Below are 15,496 nucleotides of genomic sequence, written 5' to 3' on the forward strand. Positions count from 1 at the left end.
ACCACCTGATCCCATCCCGAACTCAGAAGTGAAACGATGCATCGCCGATGGTAGTGTGGGGTTTCCCCATGTGAGAGTAGGTCATCGTCAAGATTAAATTCCGAAACCCCTATCTGCGTATGCAGGTAGGGGTTTTGTTTTGYCCGCAGGAAAGTTCGTACAGCAACATCGGAACGGTCCCGGCTGTCACGGTCTGCCGACAGTGCTAAGGTTCGGCCCTAGCTTTTGTATTTTCCCAAGGAAGCCTTTATGCCGGACGCTACGTCCCTCAGTGCTGGTTTTATGGTGGTTCACGGCAACCGCCTGGACGAGCTGCGCAGCCTGGTGGTCAGTTGGATGCGGCGCTACCCGCTGGCTCCCTTGGAAAATGAAATTGCCCTGGTGCAGAGCAACGGCATCGCCCAATGGCTGAAGCTGGCACTGGCCGAGGACCCAGAAGATGACGACATGGGCGGCTGCGGAATCGCTGCCGCCATCGATGTGCAGTTGCCAGGCAGCTTCATGTGGCAGCTCTATCGCATGGTGCTGGGACGTGACGAAATCCCGGCCAAGTCCCTGCTCGATAAAGCCCCGCTGACTTGGCGCCTGATGCGTCTGCTGCCACAGTTGATCAACCAACCGCACTTCGAACCCCTGCAGCGCTTCCTTACGAATGACACCGACTTACGCAAACGCTATCAATTGGCGGAGCGGCTGGCCGATCTATTCGACCAATATCAGGTGTACAGGGCGGACTGGCTCGAAGACTGGGCAGAAGGCCGTCACCAATTACGAAATGGCAGAGGCGAAGCCAAAGCCCTGACTCCGGCCAACTGCTGGCAAGCAGAGCTGTGGCGTGCGCTGTTGCTGGATGTCGGTGCACAAGGCATGGCGCAAAGCCGTGCGGGTGTCCACCAACGCTTTATCGAGCGTATCAATAGTCTCGACAGCGCGCCCAGTGGATTGCCTTCCAGGGTGATTGTTTTCGGGATTTCTTCACTGCCAGCTCAAGCCTTGGAAGCACTTGCCGGGCTGGCTCGATTCAGTCAGGTCTTGCTGTGCGTACACAACCCATGTCGCCACCATTGGGCGGACATCGTCGCCGATAAAGACCTGTTGCGGCATCAATACAAACGCCAGGCTCGCAAGCGTGGCATGCCGGTTGTGCTTGATCCGCAAACGCTCCATCAACATGCCCACCCGCTATTGGCGGCGTGGGGCAAGCAGGGGCGGGACTACATCAATCTGCTCGACAGTTACGACGATCCCAACAGCTATCGCTCGGCATTTCGCGATGGGCGCATCGACCTTTTCAGCGATAACCAGCCTCAGAGCATGCTCAATCAGTTGCAGGACGACATCCTGGAATTGCGCCCCCTGAACGAAACTCGCGAGAGTTGGCCTGCAGTCGATCTGACAAAGGACGAATCGATCCGTTTTCACATCGCCCATAGCGCTCAACGCGAAGTGGAGATTCTCCACGATCAGCTGCTCGCACGATTCAGTGCTGATCCAGACTTAAGGCCTCGCGACGTGATCGTGATGGTTCCAGACATCGACAGTTACGCCCCCCACATCCGCGCTGTCTTTGGTCAGCTTGATCGGCACGACCCACGCTTCATTCCCTTCACGCTCGCGGACCAAGGCCAGCGCGGCAGGGACCCGCTACTGATCGCTGTCGAGCATCTGCTCAAGCTGCCCGACAGTCGTTTCCCCGTCAGCGAAATTCTCGATCTGCTGGACGTTCCGGCATTACGCGCTCGCTTTGGCGTAGAGGAACGTGACCTGCCGACTTTGCACCGCTGGATCGAAGGCGCAGGTATCCGTTGGGGGATGAATGCCGAGCAGCGTGCGGGTCTGGGCCTGCCAGAAGAACTGGAGCAAAACAGTTGGCGTTTCGGCTTGCGACGGATGTTGCTTGGTTATGCCGTGGGCAGTGCCAGTGCCTGCGAGGGTATTGAACCCTACGACGAGATCGGTGGCCTGGATGCTGCGCTCATAGGTCCTTTGGTCGCACTGCTGGATGCACTGGAGATTGCCCAGCAGGAGCTCACCCAACCTGCGTCGCCCAAACTCTGGGGCATCCGCTTGCAAGCACTGGTGCAGTTGTTCTTCCAGGCCAGTAACGAACATGACGACTATTTATTGGCTCAACTCGAAGAGTTGCGCGAGACCTGGCTTGAGACCTGCGAGTCAGTAGGCTTGCAGGACGAGTTACCACTGACCGTAGTCCGAGAAGCCTGGCTGGCTGGCCTCGACCAAGGTCGCTTGTCTCAGCGCTTTCTCGCCGGTGCCGTCAACTTCTGTACCCTGATGCCCATGCGAGCGATCCCGTTCAAACTGGTCTGCCTGCTGGGTATGAATGACGGCGATTACCCTCGCGCGCAGCCGCCACTGGACTTCGACCTGATGGGCAGCGACTACCGGCCCGGCGATCGTTCCCGGCGTGAAGATGACCGCTATCTGTTGCTGGAAGCCTTGTTGTCGGCGCGGGACCAACTCTATATCAGCTGGGTCGGCCGCAGTATTCGGGACAACAGTGAGCGCCCGGCTTCGGTATTGATAGGACAACTACGTGATCATCTCGCCAGCGGTTGGCGATTGCACGATGACAAGGCTGATCTGCTTGAGTCCATGACTCAGGAACATCCGCTGCAACCCTTCAGTGCACGCTACTTCCATGAAGGCGATGATTTGTTCAGCTACGCCAGCGAGTGGCAGGTACTTCATCAGTCCAGCGGTTTGACGCCTGCCATCGAGGTTCTTGAGCCCTATATTCAGGACGAGCCGCTGAGCCTGGGTCAGTTGCAGGATTTTCTGCGCAATCCGGTACGGCATTTCTTCAGTCAGCGACTCAAAGTGTTCTTCGAGGCTGCCGAAGCGCCTTTGGCGGATGAAGAGCCATTTGTACTCGACGCGCTGCAACGCTATAGCCTCAGCGACAGCTTGCTCGAAGCAGCGCTCGGGCAATTGGACCAAATCGATCAGGTACTGGAAGCACAGGCGAAACGTCTGCAGAACAGCGGGCTCTTGCCCATGGCCGGTTTCGGCGAATGTCTGCAGCGAGAGTTGATCGAGCCGTTGCCGGATCTGTTGCAGCGCTATCAACAGCTTCTGGCGTTATGGCCTTCCCCACTTGCCAGCGCGTTGCCCGTGAGTCTGGAACTGCATGGGCTGCGTCTGGAGGGCTGGCTCAGTGGCCTGCATCAACGTGCGGACGGTGGTTTGCTATCGGTCACCACGATTCCCAACAGCATCGGCTCGCTCAAGACACGCAAATGGCATCGTCTGACACGACCATGGATCAATCACCTGGTTGCCTGTGCCAGCGGGATGTCGATGACCACCGCGTTGGTGGCCAGCGACGACAGTCTGTTACTGGCTCCGTTGGCGAAGGATGCAGCACTTGATGCCTTGGGTAATCTGTTGCTGGCCTGGCAAACGGGCATGCGCCAGCCGTTGCCGATTGCCGTAAAAACAGCCTTCGCCTGGCTGGCTCAAACCGATCCGGTCAAGGCTGACGCCGCTGCCCGCAAGGCCTATGAAGGCGATGGCCAGACCACTGATGGTGAGCGCCGCGAAAGCCCGGCACTCGCTCGGCAATACGCCGACTACGATGTTTTGATTGCCGACGAGACCTTCCCCGATTGGTGCGACGCTTTGTATCGGCCGCTGCTTGAGGCTCCCTGGCGTTCATTGACCAGCGAGGAGGCGCGCTCATGACCACGAAAACACCGCTGGCCCTGGCATTCCCCCTGCGTGGAAGCCAACTGATCGAAGCCAGCGCCGGGACGGGCAAGACCTTCACCATTTCTGCGCTGTACTTGCGTCTGGTCCTTGGTCATGGCGACGAGTCGAGTGGTTTTGGTCGTGAATTGCTGCCGCCGCAAATCCTCGTGGTGACCTTCACCGATGCCGCGACCAAAGAACTGCGCGAACGTATTCGTACGCGACTGGCTGAAGCTGCGCGTTTTTTCCGCGATGAGACACCGGCACCGGATGGCCTGATTGCCGAGTTGCGCGAGCAATACCTCCCCGAACAGTGGCCAGGCTGTGCAAACCGTCTGGACATCGCCGCCCAGTGGATGGATGAAGCCGCGGTATCGACCATCCACAGTTGGTGCCAGCGCATGCTGCGCGAACATGCATTCGACAGTGGCAGCCTGTTCACCCAGACCCTGGAAACCGATCACAGTGATTTGCTTGGCGAAGTCCTGCGCGACTACTGGCGACTGTTCTGCTATCCGATGCAAGGCGATGCGCTGAATTGGGTTCGCGGCAACTGGGGGGGGCCGGCAGCGTTGTTGCCGCGAGTGCGTGGGTTGTTCGCCAGCGAGCGTGACAGCGTTGAAGGTAAAGAACCTGCCGAGTTGATCGCCGAGTGCCTGGAGGAACGACGGGCCGCGTTGCTCGAGCTCAAGATGCCCTGGCGCCAATGGGCCGATGAGCTGCTTGCCATCTGTCATCAGGGCGTCGCGAGCAAAAGCGTCGATGGTCGCAAGATGCAGGCGCGCTACTTCGAACCCTGGTTCGAAAAGCTCCGGGCCTGGGCCGAAGACGAATCTCTGGAGCAACTGGACATTGGCACCGGCTTCACTCGCCTGACTCCCGATGGCATGGCTGAAGCCTGGAAAGGTGAAGCTCCCCGTCATCCCGGTCTCGATGCGATGCCCGGCCTCAAGGCCAGTCTCGATGGCTTGCCGACCCCCGATGCCGCCGTGCTGCAACATGCCGCCCACTGGGTCGGTGCTAGGTTCGAGGAAGAAAAGCGTCGTCGCGCGGAAATGGGTTTCGATGACATGCTGCTGCGTCTCGATGCAGCGTTGCAGTCCGATGGCGGTGAGCGTCTGGCGACCTTGATCCGCGAACAGTTCCCGGTTGCGCTGATCGACGAGTTTCAGGACACCGACCCGGTGCAGTACCGAATCTTCGAGAGCATTTATCGCATCGAAGACAACAACCCTGAATCCGGCCTGTTCCTGATCGGCGACCCGAAGCAGGCGATTTATGCCTTTCGCGGTGCCGATATCTATACCTATCTGCGCGCCCGGCAAGCCACCACTGGCCGCCTGCATACCCTGGGCACAAATTTCCGTTCCAGTCATGGCATGGTCAACGCGGTGAACCATGTGTTCCAGCGCGCAGAATCTCGCGAGCAGGGGCGCGGCGCGTTCCTGTTCCGGGAGAAGAGTGGCGAGAACCCGGTACCGTTTCTGCCCGTGGAGTCCCAAGGGCGCAAAGAAGTCCTGCACATTGAGGGGCAGGTTGTGCCTGCCCTGAACATCTGGCATTTGTCCTCTGACCAGCCACTGTCTGGCGTGGTGTATCGACAACAATTGGCCGCCGCCTGCGCCAGTGAGATCACTGCGTTGCTCAATGGCGGTCAGCAGGGGCGTGCGGGCTTCATACAGGATGGTAAGGGTCTCAGAGGCCTGCTGCCGGCGGATATCGCGATTCTGGTGCGCGACGGCAAAGAGGCCCAGGCCGTGCGCGGCGAACTTTCCGCTCGCGGTGTGCGCAGTGTTTACCTGTCAGACAAGGACTCGGTATTCGCCGCGCAGGAGGCCCATGATCTGCTGACGTGGCTCAAGGCCTGTGCCGAGCCGGATGTCGAACGTCCCCTGCGTGCCGCGCTGGCCTGCATCACGCTGAACCTTTCACTGGCTGAACTGGAGCGACTGAATCAGGACGAACTGGCCTGGGAAGCACGGGTCATGCAGTTCCGCGGTTACCGCGAGCTCTGGCGCAAACAGGGCGTTCTGCCCATGTTGCGGCGATTGCTACATGATTTTCAGCTGCCCCAGGCGTTGATCGCGCGCAGCGATGGTGAGCGGATATTGACCAACCTGCTGCACTTGTCCGAGTTGCTGCAGCAGGCCGCCGCTGAACTCGATGGCGAGCAAGCTCTGATCCGTCATTTGTCCGAGCATCTGGCGTTGTCTGGTCAGGCTGGCGAAGAACAGATCCTGCGCCTGGAAAGCGACGAGCAACTGGTCAAGGTCGTGACCATCCACAAATCCAAAGGGCTTGAATATCCGTTGGTGTTTCTGCCGTTCATCTGCTCGGCAAAACCGGTGGATGGCAGTCGTCTGCCRTTGTATTACCACGATGCCACGGGTAAGGCACAGGTGAGCTTGAAGCCGACAGCCGAGTTGATCGCCCAAGCCGACGATGAACGTTTGGCTGAAGACCTTCGTTTGCTCTATGTGGCCCTGACCCGGGCACAACATGCGTGCTGGCTGGGTGTGACTGATCTCAAACGCGGTAATAACAATGGCTCGGTCCTGCACCTTTCGGCGTTGGGCTATCTGCTGGGCGGTGGTGCGCCATTGGCTGAGTCGGCAGGGCTGCGTCGTTGGCTGGAAGACCTGCAGCAAGACTGCGCGGCGCTGAGCTACGGTGAAATGCCTGACGCGACCGCCGAGCATTATCATCCGCCACGCAATGAAGCGACCTTGCTTGCCCCGCTGATACCCAGGCGCAAGGCCAGCGAAAACTGGTGGATCGCCTCTTACAGTGCCTTACGCATTGGTGACAGTTTGAGCGTGGGCAGTGACGAGGCACCGGAGAGCGCGCAAGCACAAAAGCTCTTTGATGACGAACGCCTTGATCCCGAAGCGCCACGAGAAGTCGCCGCCGGCGGCGCTGATATCCATCGATTCCCTCGTGGGCCGAACCCCGGCACTTTTCTTCATGGATTGCTCGAATGGGCCGGTGACGAAGGTTTTGCCGCTGCACCGCAAACCGTGGAAGACGCGATCGCCCGTCGCTGCAACCGCCGTGGCTGGGAAGGCTGGATCACCACATTGAGCGGCTGGCTGCAGCACTTGCTCAAATCCCCGTTGCACATCGGTGGCGGGCAGGCGCCGGTGGTGTTCGAGCAACTGTCTCAATACCGGGTCGAGATGGAGTTCTGGTTCGCCAGTCATAAAGTCGATGTGCTCAAGCTCGATGAGCTGGTGCGCCAATACACCCATCACGGCGTGGCCCGGGTGGCTGCCGAACCGGTGCTGCTCAATGGCATGTTCAAAGGCTTCATCGACCTGACGTTCGAGCATGAAGGCCGTTACTACGTCGCTGACTACAAATCCAACTGGCTGGGCGTCGATGACGCGGCCTATACCGAGCAGGCCATGGAGCAGTCGATTCTCGATAACCGTTACGACCTGCAATACGTACTGTACCTGCTCGCCCTGCATCGCCAGCTTAAGGCTCGGCTGGTCGATTACGATTACGACCGACATGTCGGTGGAGCGTTGTATCTGTTTCTTCGCGGTACTCGAGCGGCCAGCCAAGGTGTGTATTTTGCCCGTCCGCCACGGGAGCTGATCGAGCGCCTGGACCGGTTGTTCCAGGGCAAGCCAGAGCCCAAGGCCGAACCCGCCTGGGAACAGGGAGTATTGCTATGAGTCGCACTTTCGCCGATTTGCTGCCTACGCCGTTGGCGGCCGAAAGTCTGGCGGACCTGGCCCCGTTGAGCCGCGCAGATGACTTGTTGCTGCTGCTCACGCGCTGGGTCGAACGCGGCTGGCTGCGGGCGCTGGACAAGGCCTTCGTCGCGTTTCTCCACGAGCTCGCTCCCGACGATGATCCGCTGGTGCTGCTGGCCGCCGCGTTGATCAGTCACCAACTGGGTCACGGTCATGTCTGCCTGGATCTGTTCGAAACACTGAAAGAGCCGGATTTTGCCTTGTCGCTGCCGCCGGAAGGTGATGTGCAAAGCGGGGCGATGTTGCTGCCGTCGCAATTGCTTGAGGCGCTGGACGGTGCCCATTGGTGCAAGGTCCTGGCGTCCAGTCGTCTGGTGGCTCTGGCCGTCGATGGGCGTGAGGCTGCGCAACACCGGCCGTTGGTGCTGTCGGGCAAGCGCCTGTACCTGCGCCGCTACTGGGCTTACGAACGGCGCATCGACCTCGCGCTGCGCCAGCGCCTGGCGGCACACGAAGCAACGCCGGGTGATTTGCCCCAACGCCTGACCGCTCTGTTCGGTCCAGCCAGGTCTGATGAAGTGATCGACTGGCAGAGGCTCGCGTGTGCCCTGGCTACTCGAAGTGCATTCAGCATCGTCACCGGCGGCCCGGGAACCGGCAAGACCACCACGGTTGTGCGCTTGCTTGCGTTGCTCCAGGCACCCGCAGCGGAGGCCGGTAAGCCGCTGCGTATTCGTCTCGCGGCACCCACCGGCAAAGCTGCCGCACGATTGACCGAGTCCATCAGCCAGCAGGTTCAAACCCTGAAAGTGCCTGAAACGGTGCGCGAGAAGATCCCGTCGGATGTGACCACCGTGCACCGTTTGCTCGGCAGTCGTCCCGGTACCCGGCATTTCCGTCACCACGCGGGTAATCGCTTGCCGCTGGATGTATTGGTGGTGGACGAAGCCTCGATGATCGACCTGGAAATGATGGCCAACCTGCTCGATGCGTTGCCGCCCCATGCCCGTCTGGTGCTGCTCGGTGACAAGGACCAACTGGCGTCGGTAGAGGCCGGTGCCGTACTGGGCGATCTGTGTCGTGATGCCGAAGCCGGTTGGTACAGCCCGCAGACCCGCCAGTGGCTGGAGGCGGTCAGCGGTGAGCGCCTCGATGCCAGCGGTTTGCGGGAAGACACCCAGGGCGCGCATCCACTGGCCCAGCAAGTCGTGATGCTGCGCCACTCACGGCGCTTCGGCGAGGGTAGCGGCATTGGTCAGTTGGCCCGTTGGGTTAACCAACAGCATCCCGAGGACGCGCGCAAGTTATTGGCCGCTGCAAGTCATGACGACGTATTTTCCCTGCCTCTAAAGGGTGAGCAGGACCGGGCGCTGGAGCGCTTGTTGCTCGAAGGCCATGGCGGGGGACCGCAAGGTTATCGGCATTACCTGAGTCTTTTGCGCAGCCAGCGACCACCGCTCGACCGCCCGCTCGACGATCCATGCTGGGCTGATTGGGCTCGCGTGGTGCTACAAGCCTTCGACGCTTTCCAGCTGTTGTGTGCTGTACGCAAAGGGCCTTGGGGCGTGGAAGGTTTGAATCAGCGCGTGACCGACGCGCTGCTCAAGGCACGGCTGATCGACAGCGACCATCAGTGGTACGAAGGTCGGCCCGTGCTGATGACCCGCAACGACTATGGCCTGGGTTTGATGAACGGTGACATTGGCATTGCCCTCAAGCTGCCGGAGCGTGAAGGCCCGGAGGCCGGGCGGCACGTGCTGCGTGTGGCCTTCCCGCGTAATGACGGGCAGGGCGGTGTGCGCTTTGTCCTGCCAAGCCGACTCAACGATGTCGACACGGTGTATGCCATGACCGTGCACAAATCCCAAGGCTCGGAATTTGCCCATACGGCGTTGATTCTGCCGGATGCTTTGAATCCTGTGCTTACCAAGGAACTGATCTATACCGGGATAACCCGGGCCAAAGACTGGTTCACCCTGATTGAGCCTCGAGCCGGCGTATTCGAAGAGGCCGTGCGGCGCAAGGTCAAGCGCTTGAGCGGGTTAATGCTGGAGCTGGAAGAGGGTGCCTGGCCGAGCCATTGAGGGGCGGTGCCAGCCGCAGGAGTCTGTCCGATGTGCCATGGTGCGTCGCCTCGCTGGTGTTTCGGTGCTGTGCTATCGTTGCGGCATCATTTTGTTGCGATCGTAGAGAATTCCTGCATGAAGTTGGCTGTCTGGGCGACAGGGCGCGTCGTTGGCTGCAAACAAGTGCTGCTTGCCGGCCTCCTCTGTTTGTTGACGGGCGTTGCCTGTGCTGAGTCGGAAACTATCGTGAGCAAAGCCGACCAACGTGCCAGGTCGGTCACTCAGGTAGTACTCGGGATCCTCAGTTATGCCCGATGGCCTGTTGAGCCCCAACAACTGCGCCTGTGCGTGGTCGGCCCCACTGAATACACCGACGACCTGGTCAAAGGCACCACACAAGCCACGGGTCGACCGGTTACTGTACGACGGTTGCTGGCCGATAATCCGGTCATCGCCAGTGAATGCGATGCGGTGTACATCGGCAAGCTGACCGGCGATGAACGCAGTCGGCTATTCGCCTCGTTGACGGGACGCCCGGTGGTGAGCATCAGCGAAGGCGGCGATCAATGCACTGTCGGCAGTCTGTTCTGTCTGCGGGTCGGTGATGAGCAGGTGTCCTTCGAGGTCAACCTCGACTCGGTCGCCCGCAGCGGTGTACGCATTCACCCCAGTGTGCTGCAACTGTCGCGCCGCAAGCCGGCGGCGCCATGAGTCTATTCAAACCTCGCATACGCCCGACCCTGGGGTCGGTTATCGGCCGTGGACATTTGATCGTCGCCCTGGTGGGTGTGGCCATGGCCAGTGTTTCACTGACCCTGCTGGGTGTTCTGGCTTTGCGGGTCTATGCCGATCACAACCTGCATCTGATTGCCCGTTCGATCAACTACACCGTGGAAGCCGCGGTGGTGTTCAACGACAAGGCCGCCGCCACCGAAGCGCTGGCATTGATCGCCTCCACTGAAGAAGTGGCTGATGCACAAGTGATGGACGAGCAAGGCGAGTTGCTCGCACGTTGGCAACGACCGGAAACGGGGTGGCTCTCCGATCTTGAAATGCAGATCGCCCGAACGATTCTGGAAAAACCCATCAGCATGCCGATTACTCATCAAGGTCGGGRAATCGGCAGCATCTTGCTCATCGGTCACGGCGGCAGCCTGATGCGCTTTTTGCTCAGCGGTCTGGTGGGAATCGTCTTGTGTACCGCTGTCAGTGCCTGGGTAGCGCTTTATCTGGCGCGTCGGCAATTGCGAGGAATCACTGGCCCGTTGCGCAGCCTGGCTGCCGTGGCTCACGCCGCCCGTAGCGAGCGTGCTTTCGACCGGCGCGTACCGCCCGCCGACATTGCCGAACTCGACAACCTGGGCAACGACTTCAATGCTTTGCTCGACGAGCTCGAGTCCTGGCAGACCCATCTGCAAAGCGAAAACGAAACCCTGGCCCACCAGGCCAGCCATGACAGCCTTACCGGGTTGCCGAATCGGGCGTTTTTCGAAGGCCGCCTGATGCGCGCCTTGCGCAATGCGGGCAAGCTGGATGAGGGAGTGGCCGTACTGTTTCTCGACAGCGACCGGTTCAAGGAGATCAACGACAACTTCGGTCACGCTGCCGGTGATGCGGTGCTGATCGCCGTGGCGACCCGGGTTCGTGCGCAGTTGCGTGAAGAGGATCTGGTTGCGCGTCTGGGCGGCGATGAGTTTGCCGTGCTGTTGACGCCGCTGCACAAGATAGAAGACGCCGAACGGATTGCCGACAAAATCATTGCCAGTATGGACGCGCCAATCCTGTTGCCGGGCGGTACCCAGGTGTTGACTTCACTCAGCATCGGCATCGCCGTGTACCCGGATAATGGGCTTACGCCCGGTGCGCTGCTCGATGCTGCAGATACCGCGATGTATCAGGCCAAACGCCTTTCCCGAGGCGCTCACCACACGGCAGGGTCGGAGCACTCTGTCGTCCATCTTCAAACCAGGAGCTAATTTTTGTGTTCACATTCACTCAGCGTTCTCTGCGATTTTTTACGATTAGCTTATTCATGACCTTGCTGGCATTGACCGGTTGCCAGACGACACCGCAGAAAGGACTGACCCCGGCGCAGATCGCTGTACTCAAGCAACAAGGTTTCGAGATGACGGATGAGGGCTGGGCCTTCGGCCTGTCCGGCAAAGTGCTGTTCGGTAGCGATGTCGAACACCTCAACCCCGCCAGTACCCAGATCGTCGAACGCATTGGCAAGGCGTTGTTGGGCGTGGGAATCGAGCGGGTGAGGATTGACGGCCATACCGATGCCTCGGGCGAGGAATCCTATAACGAACAACTTTCCCTGCGTCGCGCGAAAAGCGTTGAAGCGGTATTGGCCGCTGTCGGCATAAAAGAACAAAACATCCAGCTACGCGGCCTGGGCAGCAGCAAGCCCGTCGCCTCCAACGCCACCGCGGCCGGGCGCACCGAGAACCGCCGGGTGTCGATCGTGGTGAGTGCCGATTAATCGGCGAACACCATCTCCCGACTTTCCCCCATCAACAGCGCCTGATTCTGCTCGGTGACGGTACGGATGTAATCCCACAACAAGGTAATCCGCTTGAGCTTGCGCAGGTCCTCCCGGCAGTACATCCAGAACTGCCGGGTGATGGTGATCTCTTGTGGTAACACCGGCAGCAATCGCGGATCCTGAGCCGCTAAAAAGCACGGCAGAATCGCCAGTGACCGTCCTTGCTGCGCCGCCACGAACTGCGCGATCACACTGGTGCTGCGCAGATTGGCACTGGCACCGGGCAGCACATTCGCCAGGTACAGCAGCTCCGAGCTGAACGCCAGATCGTCCACATAACTGATGAATTGATGCTTGCTCAAATCTGCCGGGCGGCGGATCGGTGAGTGCTTGTCCAGATAATCCTGGGTCGCGTACAGCTGCAATCGATAGTCACAGAGTTTGCAGCAGACATAAGGGCCGTGTTCCGGCCGCTCCAGCGCAATGACGATGTCTGCCTCGCGCTTGGACAGGCTGATGAAGTGCGGCAGCGGCAGGATGTCCACCGAGATCGCCGGGTAGGCGTCGACGAAATGGCTCAGCTGCGGGGTGATGAAAAAGCTGCCGAACCCTTCGGTACAGCCCATGCGCACATGCCCGGACAACGCGACGCCTGAGCCCGAGACCTGCTCGCAAGCCATGTGCAGAGTGCTTTCGATCGATTCGGCGTAACCCAGCAGGCGCTGGCCTTCAGCGGTCAGGACGAAGCCGTTGGTGCGGGACTTCTCGAACAACAGCGTACCCAACGAGGCCTCCAGCGAACTGATGCGTCGCGACACAGTGGTGTAGTCCACCGCCAGGCGCTTGGCCGCAGTGCTGGCCTTGCGAGTACGGGCAACTTCAAGGAAAAACTTGAGGTCATCCCAGTTCAACGAGCCTAAAGACGTGATGTTTTTTTGCATGATGGACCGGCTTTTATGTGCGTTCTTATTAGAAGTTTGCACATCTATACTCCAAAAACAGTCCGACAACCAAATCGCGACACACGCCTCATCTCAAGGCGACTTTCTCGCCTTGGCTCCCAAGATAGCTCTCTAAATAAGAACAACGTCCCGGAGACCCGACATGAACGCATCGCTAGAAACCACCGTACAAAAGATCAAGTTATTGATCGATGGCGAGTGGGTCGAATCCCAGACCACCGAATGGCACGACATCGTCAATCCGGCGACCCAGCAAGTGCTGGCCAAAGTCCCTTTCGCGACCGCTGCTGAAGTCGATGCCGCCATCAGCGCCGCTCATCGCGCCTTTCAGACCTGGAAGCTGACGCCAGTCGGCGCGCGGATGCGCATCATGCTCAAGCTTCAGGCGCTGATTCGCGAGCACTCCAAGCGTATTGCCGTGGTACTCAGCAATGAGCAGGGTAAAACCATCGCCGACGCTGAGGGCGATATCTTCCGTGGCCTGGAAGTGGTCGAACACGCCTGTTCCATTGGCAGCCTGCAAATGGGCGAGTTCGCCGAGAACGTCGCAGGCGGTGTCGACACCTACACCCTGCGTCAGCCGATCGGCGTCTGCGCCGGCATTACCCCGTTCAACTTCCCGGCGATGATTCCGCTGTGGATGTTCCCGATGGCCATCGCCTGCGGCAACACCTTCGTGCTCAAGCCTTCCGAGCAGGATCCGATGTCGACCATGCTGTTGGTGGAGCTGGCGATTGAAGCCGGCATTCCGCCGGGTGTGCTCAACGTCGTTCATGGTGGCAAGGATGTGGTCGATGCGCTTTGCACCCACAAGGACATCAAGGCTGTTTCGTTCGTCGGTTCGACCGCGGTCGGCACGCATGTCTACGAGTTGGCCGGTAAACACGGCAAGCGCGTGCAATCGATGATGGGGGCCAAGAACCACGCCGTTGTGCTGCCCGATGCCAACCGCGAGCAAGCGCTCAATGCACTGGTCGGCGCCGGTTTCGGTGCGGCCGGGCAACGCTGCATGGCCACCTCGGTGGTGGTGCTGGTGGGCGCGGCCAAACAATGGCTGCCGGATCTCAAGGCGCTGGCGCAGAAACTCAAGGTCAATGCCGGCAGCGAGCCAGGCACCGATGTTGGTCCGGTGATTTCCAAGCGGGCCAAGGCACGGATTCTCGAGCTGATCGAAAGCGGGATCAAGGAAGGCGCCAAGCTGGAGCTGGACGGTCGCGACATCACTGTTCCGGGCTACGAACAGGGCAACTTTGTCGGCCCGACCCTGTTCTCTGGCGTAACCCCTGAGATGCAGATCTACACCCAGGAAATCTTTGGCCCGGTGCTGGTGGTGCTGGAAGTCGATACCCTCGATGAGGCCATCGCCTTGGTCAACGCCAACCCGTTCGGCAACGGCACGGGTCTGTTCACCCAGAGCGGTGCGGCGGCGCGTAAATTCCAGTCGGAAATCGACGTTGGCCAGGTCGGCATCAACATCCCGATCCCGGTGCCGGTACCGTTCTTCAGCTTCACCGGTTCCCGTGGTTCGAAGCTCGGCGACCTCGGTCCGTATGGCAAGCAAGTGGTGCAGTTCTACACTCAAACCAAGACCGTCACTGCACGTTGGTTCGATGACGACAGCATCAACCACGGTGTGAACACCACCATCCACTTGCGCTAAGGAGCCGGACATGAAAATCGCTTTTATCGGTCTCGGCAACATGGGCGCGCCGATGGCGCGCAACCTGATCAAGGCCGGCCATTCGCTGAACCTGTTTGACCTCAATCAAACCGTGCTGGCCGAACTGGCTCAACTCGGCGGCACCATCAGCACTTCACCGAAGGAAGCGTCGAAAGACGCGCAACTGGTGATCACCATGTTGCCGGCAGCGGCCCATGTGCGCAGTGTCTGGCTGGGTGAAGACGGTGTGCTGGCGGGAATCGCCAAAGGCGTGCCAGCGGTGGATTGCAGCACCATCGATCCGCAGACGGCGCGAGATGTTGCCGCGGCGGCCGCAAAGCAGGACGTGGCCATGGCCGATGCCCCGGTTTCCGGTGGCACTGGCGGTGCAGCGGCCGGGACGCTGACCTTCATGGTCGGCGCCACGCCTGAACTGTTCGCCACTCTGCAACCGGTGCTGGCGCAGATGGGCCGCAACATCGTCCACTGCGGCGAAGTCGGCACCGGGCAAATCGCCAAGATCTGCAACAACCTGCTGCTGGGGATTTCCATGGTTGRTGTCAGCGAAGCCATGGCGCTGGGCAGCGCCCTGGGTATCGACACAACCGTGCTGGCGGGCGTCATCAACAGTTCAACTGGGCGTTGCTGGAGTTCGGAGATGTACAACCCGTGGCCGGGCATCGTCGAAACGGCGCCGGCCTCGCGCGGTTATACCGGCGGTTTCGGTGCTGAACTGATGCTCAAGGATCTGGGGCTGGCCACTGAGGCGGCACGTCAGGCGCACCAACCGGTCGTGCTCGGCGCGGTGGCCCAGCAGTTGTATCAGGCGATGAGCCTGCGTGGGGAAGGGGGCAAGGACTTCTCGGCGATCATCAACAGCTATCGCAAACCCCAATAAGGGGATTGTGGTG

General features: G+C 60.1%; 9 protein-coding genes and 1 rRNA gene. 9 read left to right on the forward strand and 1 reads right to left on the reverse strand.

All coding sequences use genetic code 11. The features are described from left to right. From rrf to yfiB, 7 genes are all read left to right on the forward strand, one after another. Positions 1-93 (forward strand): 5S ribosomal RNA (rrf, locus tag AC1DIS_RS18330); the annotation flags it as partial. A gap of 156 nt (positions 94-249) precedes the next feature. Beyond that, entirely contained in the window at positions 250-3,702 is a 3,453-nt protein-coding gene (gene recC / locus AC1DIS_RS18335; protein ID WP_477744069.1) for an exodeoxyribonuclease V subunit gamma, read from the forward strand. Next, on the forward strand, positions 3,699-7,388 hold the full coding sequence (gene recB, locus AC1DIS_RS18340; protein WP_192351645.1) for an exodeoxyribonuclease V subunit beta: 3,690 nt from the start codon (positions 3,699-3,701) through the stop codon (positions 7,386-7,388). The genes recC and recB overlap by 4 nt, the downstream gene beginning before the upstream one ends. After that, positions 7,385-9,493 (forward strand): exodeoxyribonuclease V subunit alpha, encoded by a 2,109-nt coding sequence (recD, locus tag AC1DIS_RS18345; RefSeq protein WP_477744068.1) that lies wholly within the window; start codon positions 7,385-7,387, stop codon positions 9,491-9,493. Before recB ends, recD begins: the two co-directional genes overlap by 4 nt. Positions 9,494-9,610: 117 nt before the next feature. Then, the gene (yfiR, locus tag AC1DIS_RS18350) at positions 9,611-10,186 is read left to right on the forward strand and encodes a regulatory sequestration protein YfiR (RefSeq protein WP_018929415.1); all 576 of its coding nucleotides are present in this window, start codon (positions 9,611-9,613) and stop codon (positions 10,184-10,186) included. Then, on the forward strand, positions 10,183-11,451 hold the full coding sequence (gene dgcN / locus AC1DIS_RS18355) for a diguanylate cyclase DgcN/YfiN (RefSeq protein ID WP_477781011.1): 1,269 nt from the start codon (positions 10,183-10,185) through the stop codon (positions 11,449-11,451). The genes yfiR and dgcN overlap by 4 nt, the downstream gene beginning before the upstream one ends. A 5-nt stretch (positions 11,452-11,456) precedes the next feature. Further along, a complete protein-coding gene (gene yfiB, locus AC1DIS_RS18360) occupies positions 11,457-11,960 on the forward strand; it encodes an outer membrane lipoprotein YfiB (RefSeq protein ID WP_028939937.1) in 504 nt (167 codons plus the stop codon). On the opposite strand, the gene AC1DIS_RS18365 is transcribed toward yfiB, so the two are convergent. Next, positions 11,957-12,904, reverse strand: coding sequence for a LysR family transcriptional regulator (locus AC1DIS_RS18365; RefSeq protein WP_086946402.1), 948 nt, complete (start codon positions 12,902-12,904; stop codon positions 11,957-11,959). The genes yfiB and AC1DIS_RS18365 overlap by 4 nt on opposite strands. Before the next feature lie 163 nt (positions 12,905-13,067). On the opposite strand from AC1DIS_RS18365, the gene AC1DIS_RS18370 reads away from it, so the two are divergent. Beyond that, positions 13,068-14,585: a CoA-acylating methylmalonate-semialdehyde dehydrogenase gene (locus AC1DIS_RS18370; RefSeq protein ID WP_086946401.1), complete on the forward strand. Its 1,518-nt coding sequence runs from the start codon at positions 13,068-13,070 to the stop codon at positions 14,583-14,585. 10 nt (positions 14,586-14,595) lie between these two features. Continuing rightward, positions 14,596-15,483 (forward strand): 3-hydroxyisobutyrate dehydrogenase, encoded by an 888-nt coding sequence (gene mmsB / locus AC1DIS_RS18375; RefSeq protein ID WP_477781012.1) that lies wholly within the window; start codon positions 14,596-14,598, stop codon positions 15,481-15,483. Positions 15,484-15,496: the final 13 nt, after the last annotated feature.

The organism is Pseudomonas sp. 05N433 (assembly GCF_056396925.1).

What these genes read in the sequence shown, in the direction of transcription:
- recC (WP_477744069.1), top strand. Translation starts at nt 250, where the DNA reads ATGCCGGACGCTACGTCCCTCAGTGCTGGTTTTATGGTGGTTCACGGC.
- recD (WP_477744068.1), top strand. Translation starts at nt 7,385, where the DNA reads ATGAGTCGCACTTTCGCCGATTTGCTGCCTACGCCGTTGGCGGCCGAA.
- yfiR (WP_018929415.1), top strand. Translation starts at nt 9,611, where the DNA reads ATGAAGTTGGCTGTCTGGGCGACAGGGCGCGTCGTTGGCTGCAAACAA.
- AC1DIS_RS18365 (WP_086946402.1), bottom strand. Translation starts at nt 12,904, where the DNA reads ATGCAAAAAAACATCACGTCTTTAGGCTCGTTGAACTGGGATGACCTC.
- AC1DIS_RS18370 (WP_086946401.1), top strand. Translation starts at nt 13,068, where the DNA reads ATGAACGCATCGCTAGAAACCACCGTACAAAAGATCAAGTTATTGATC.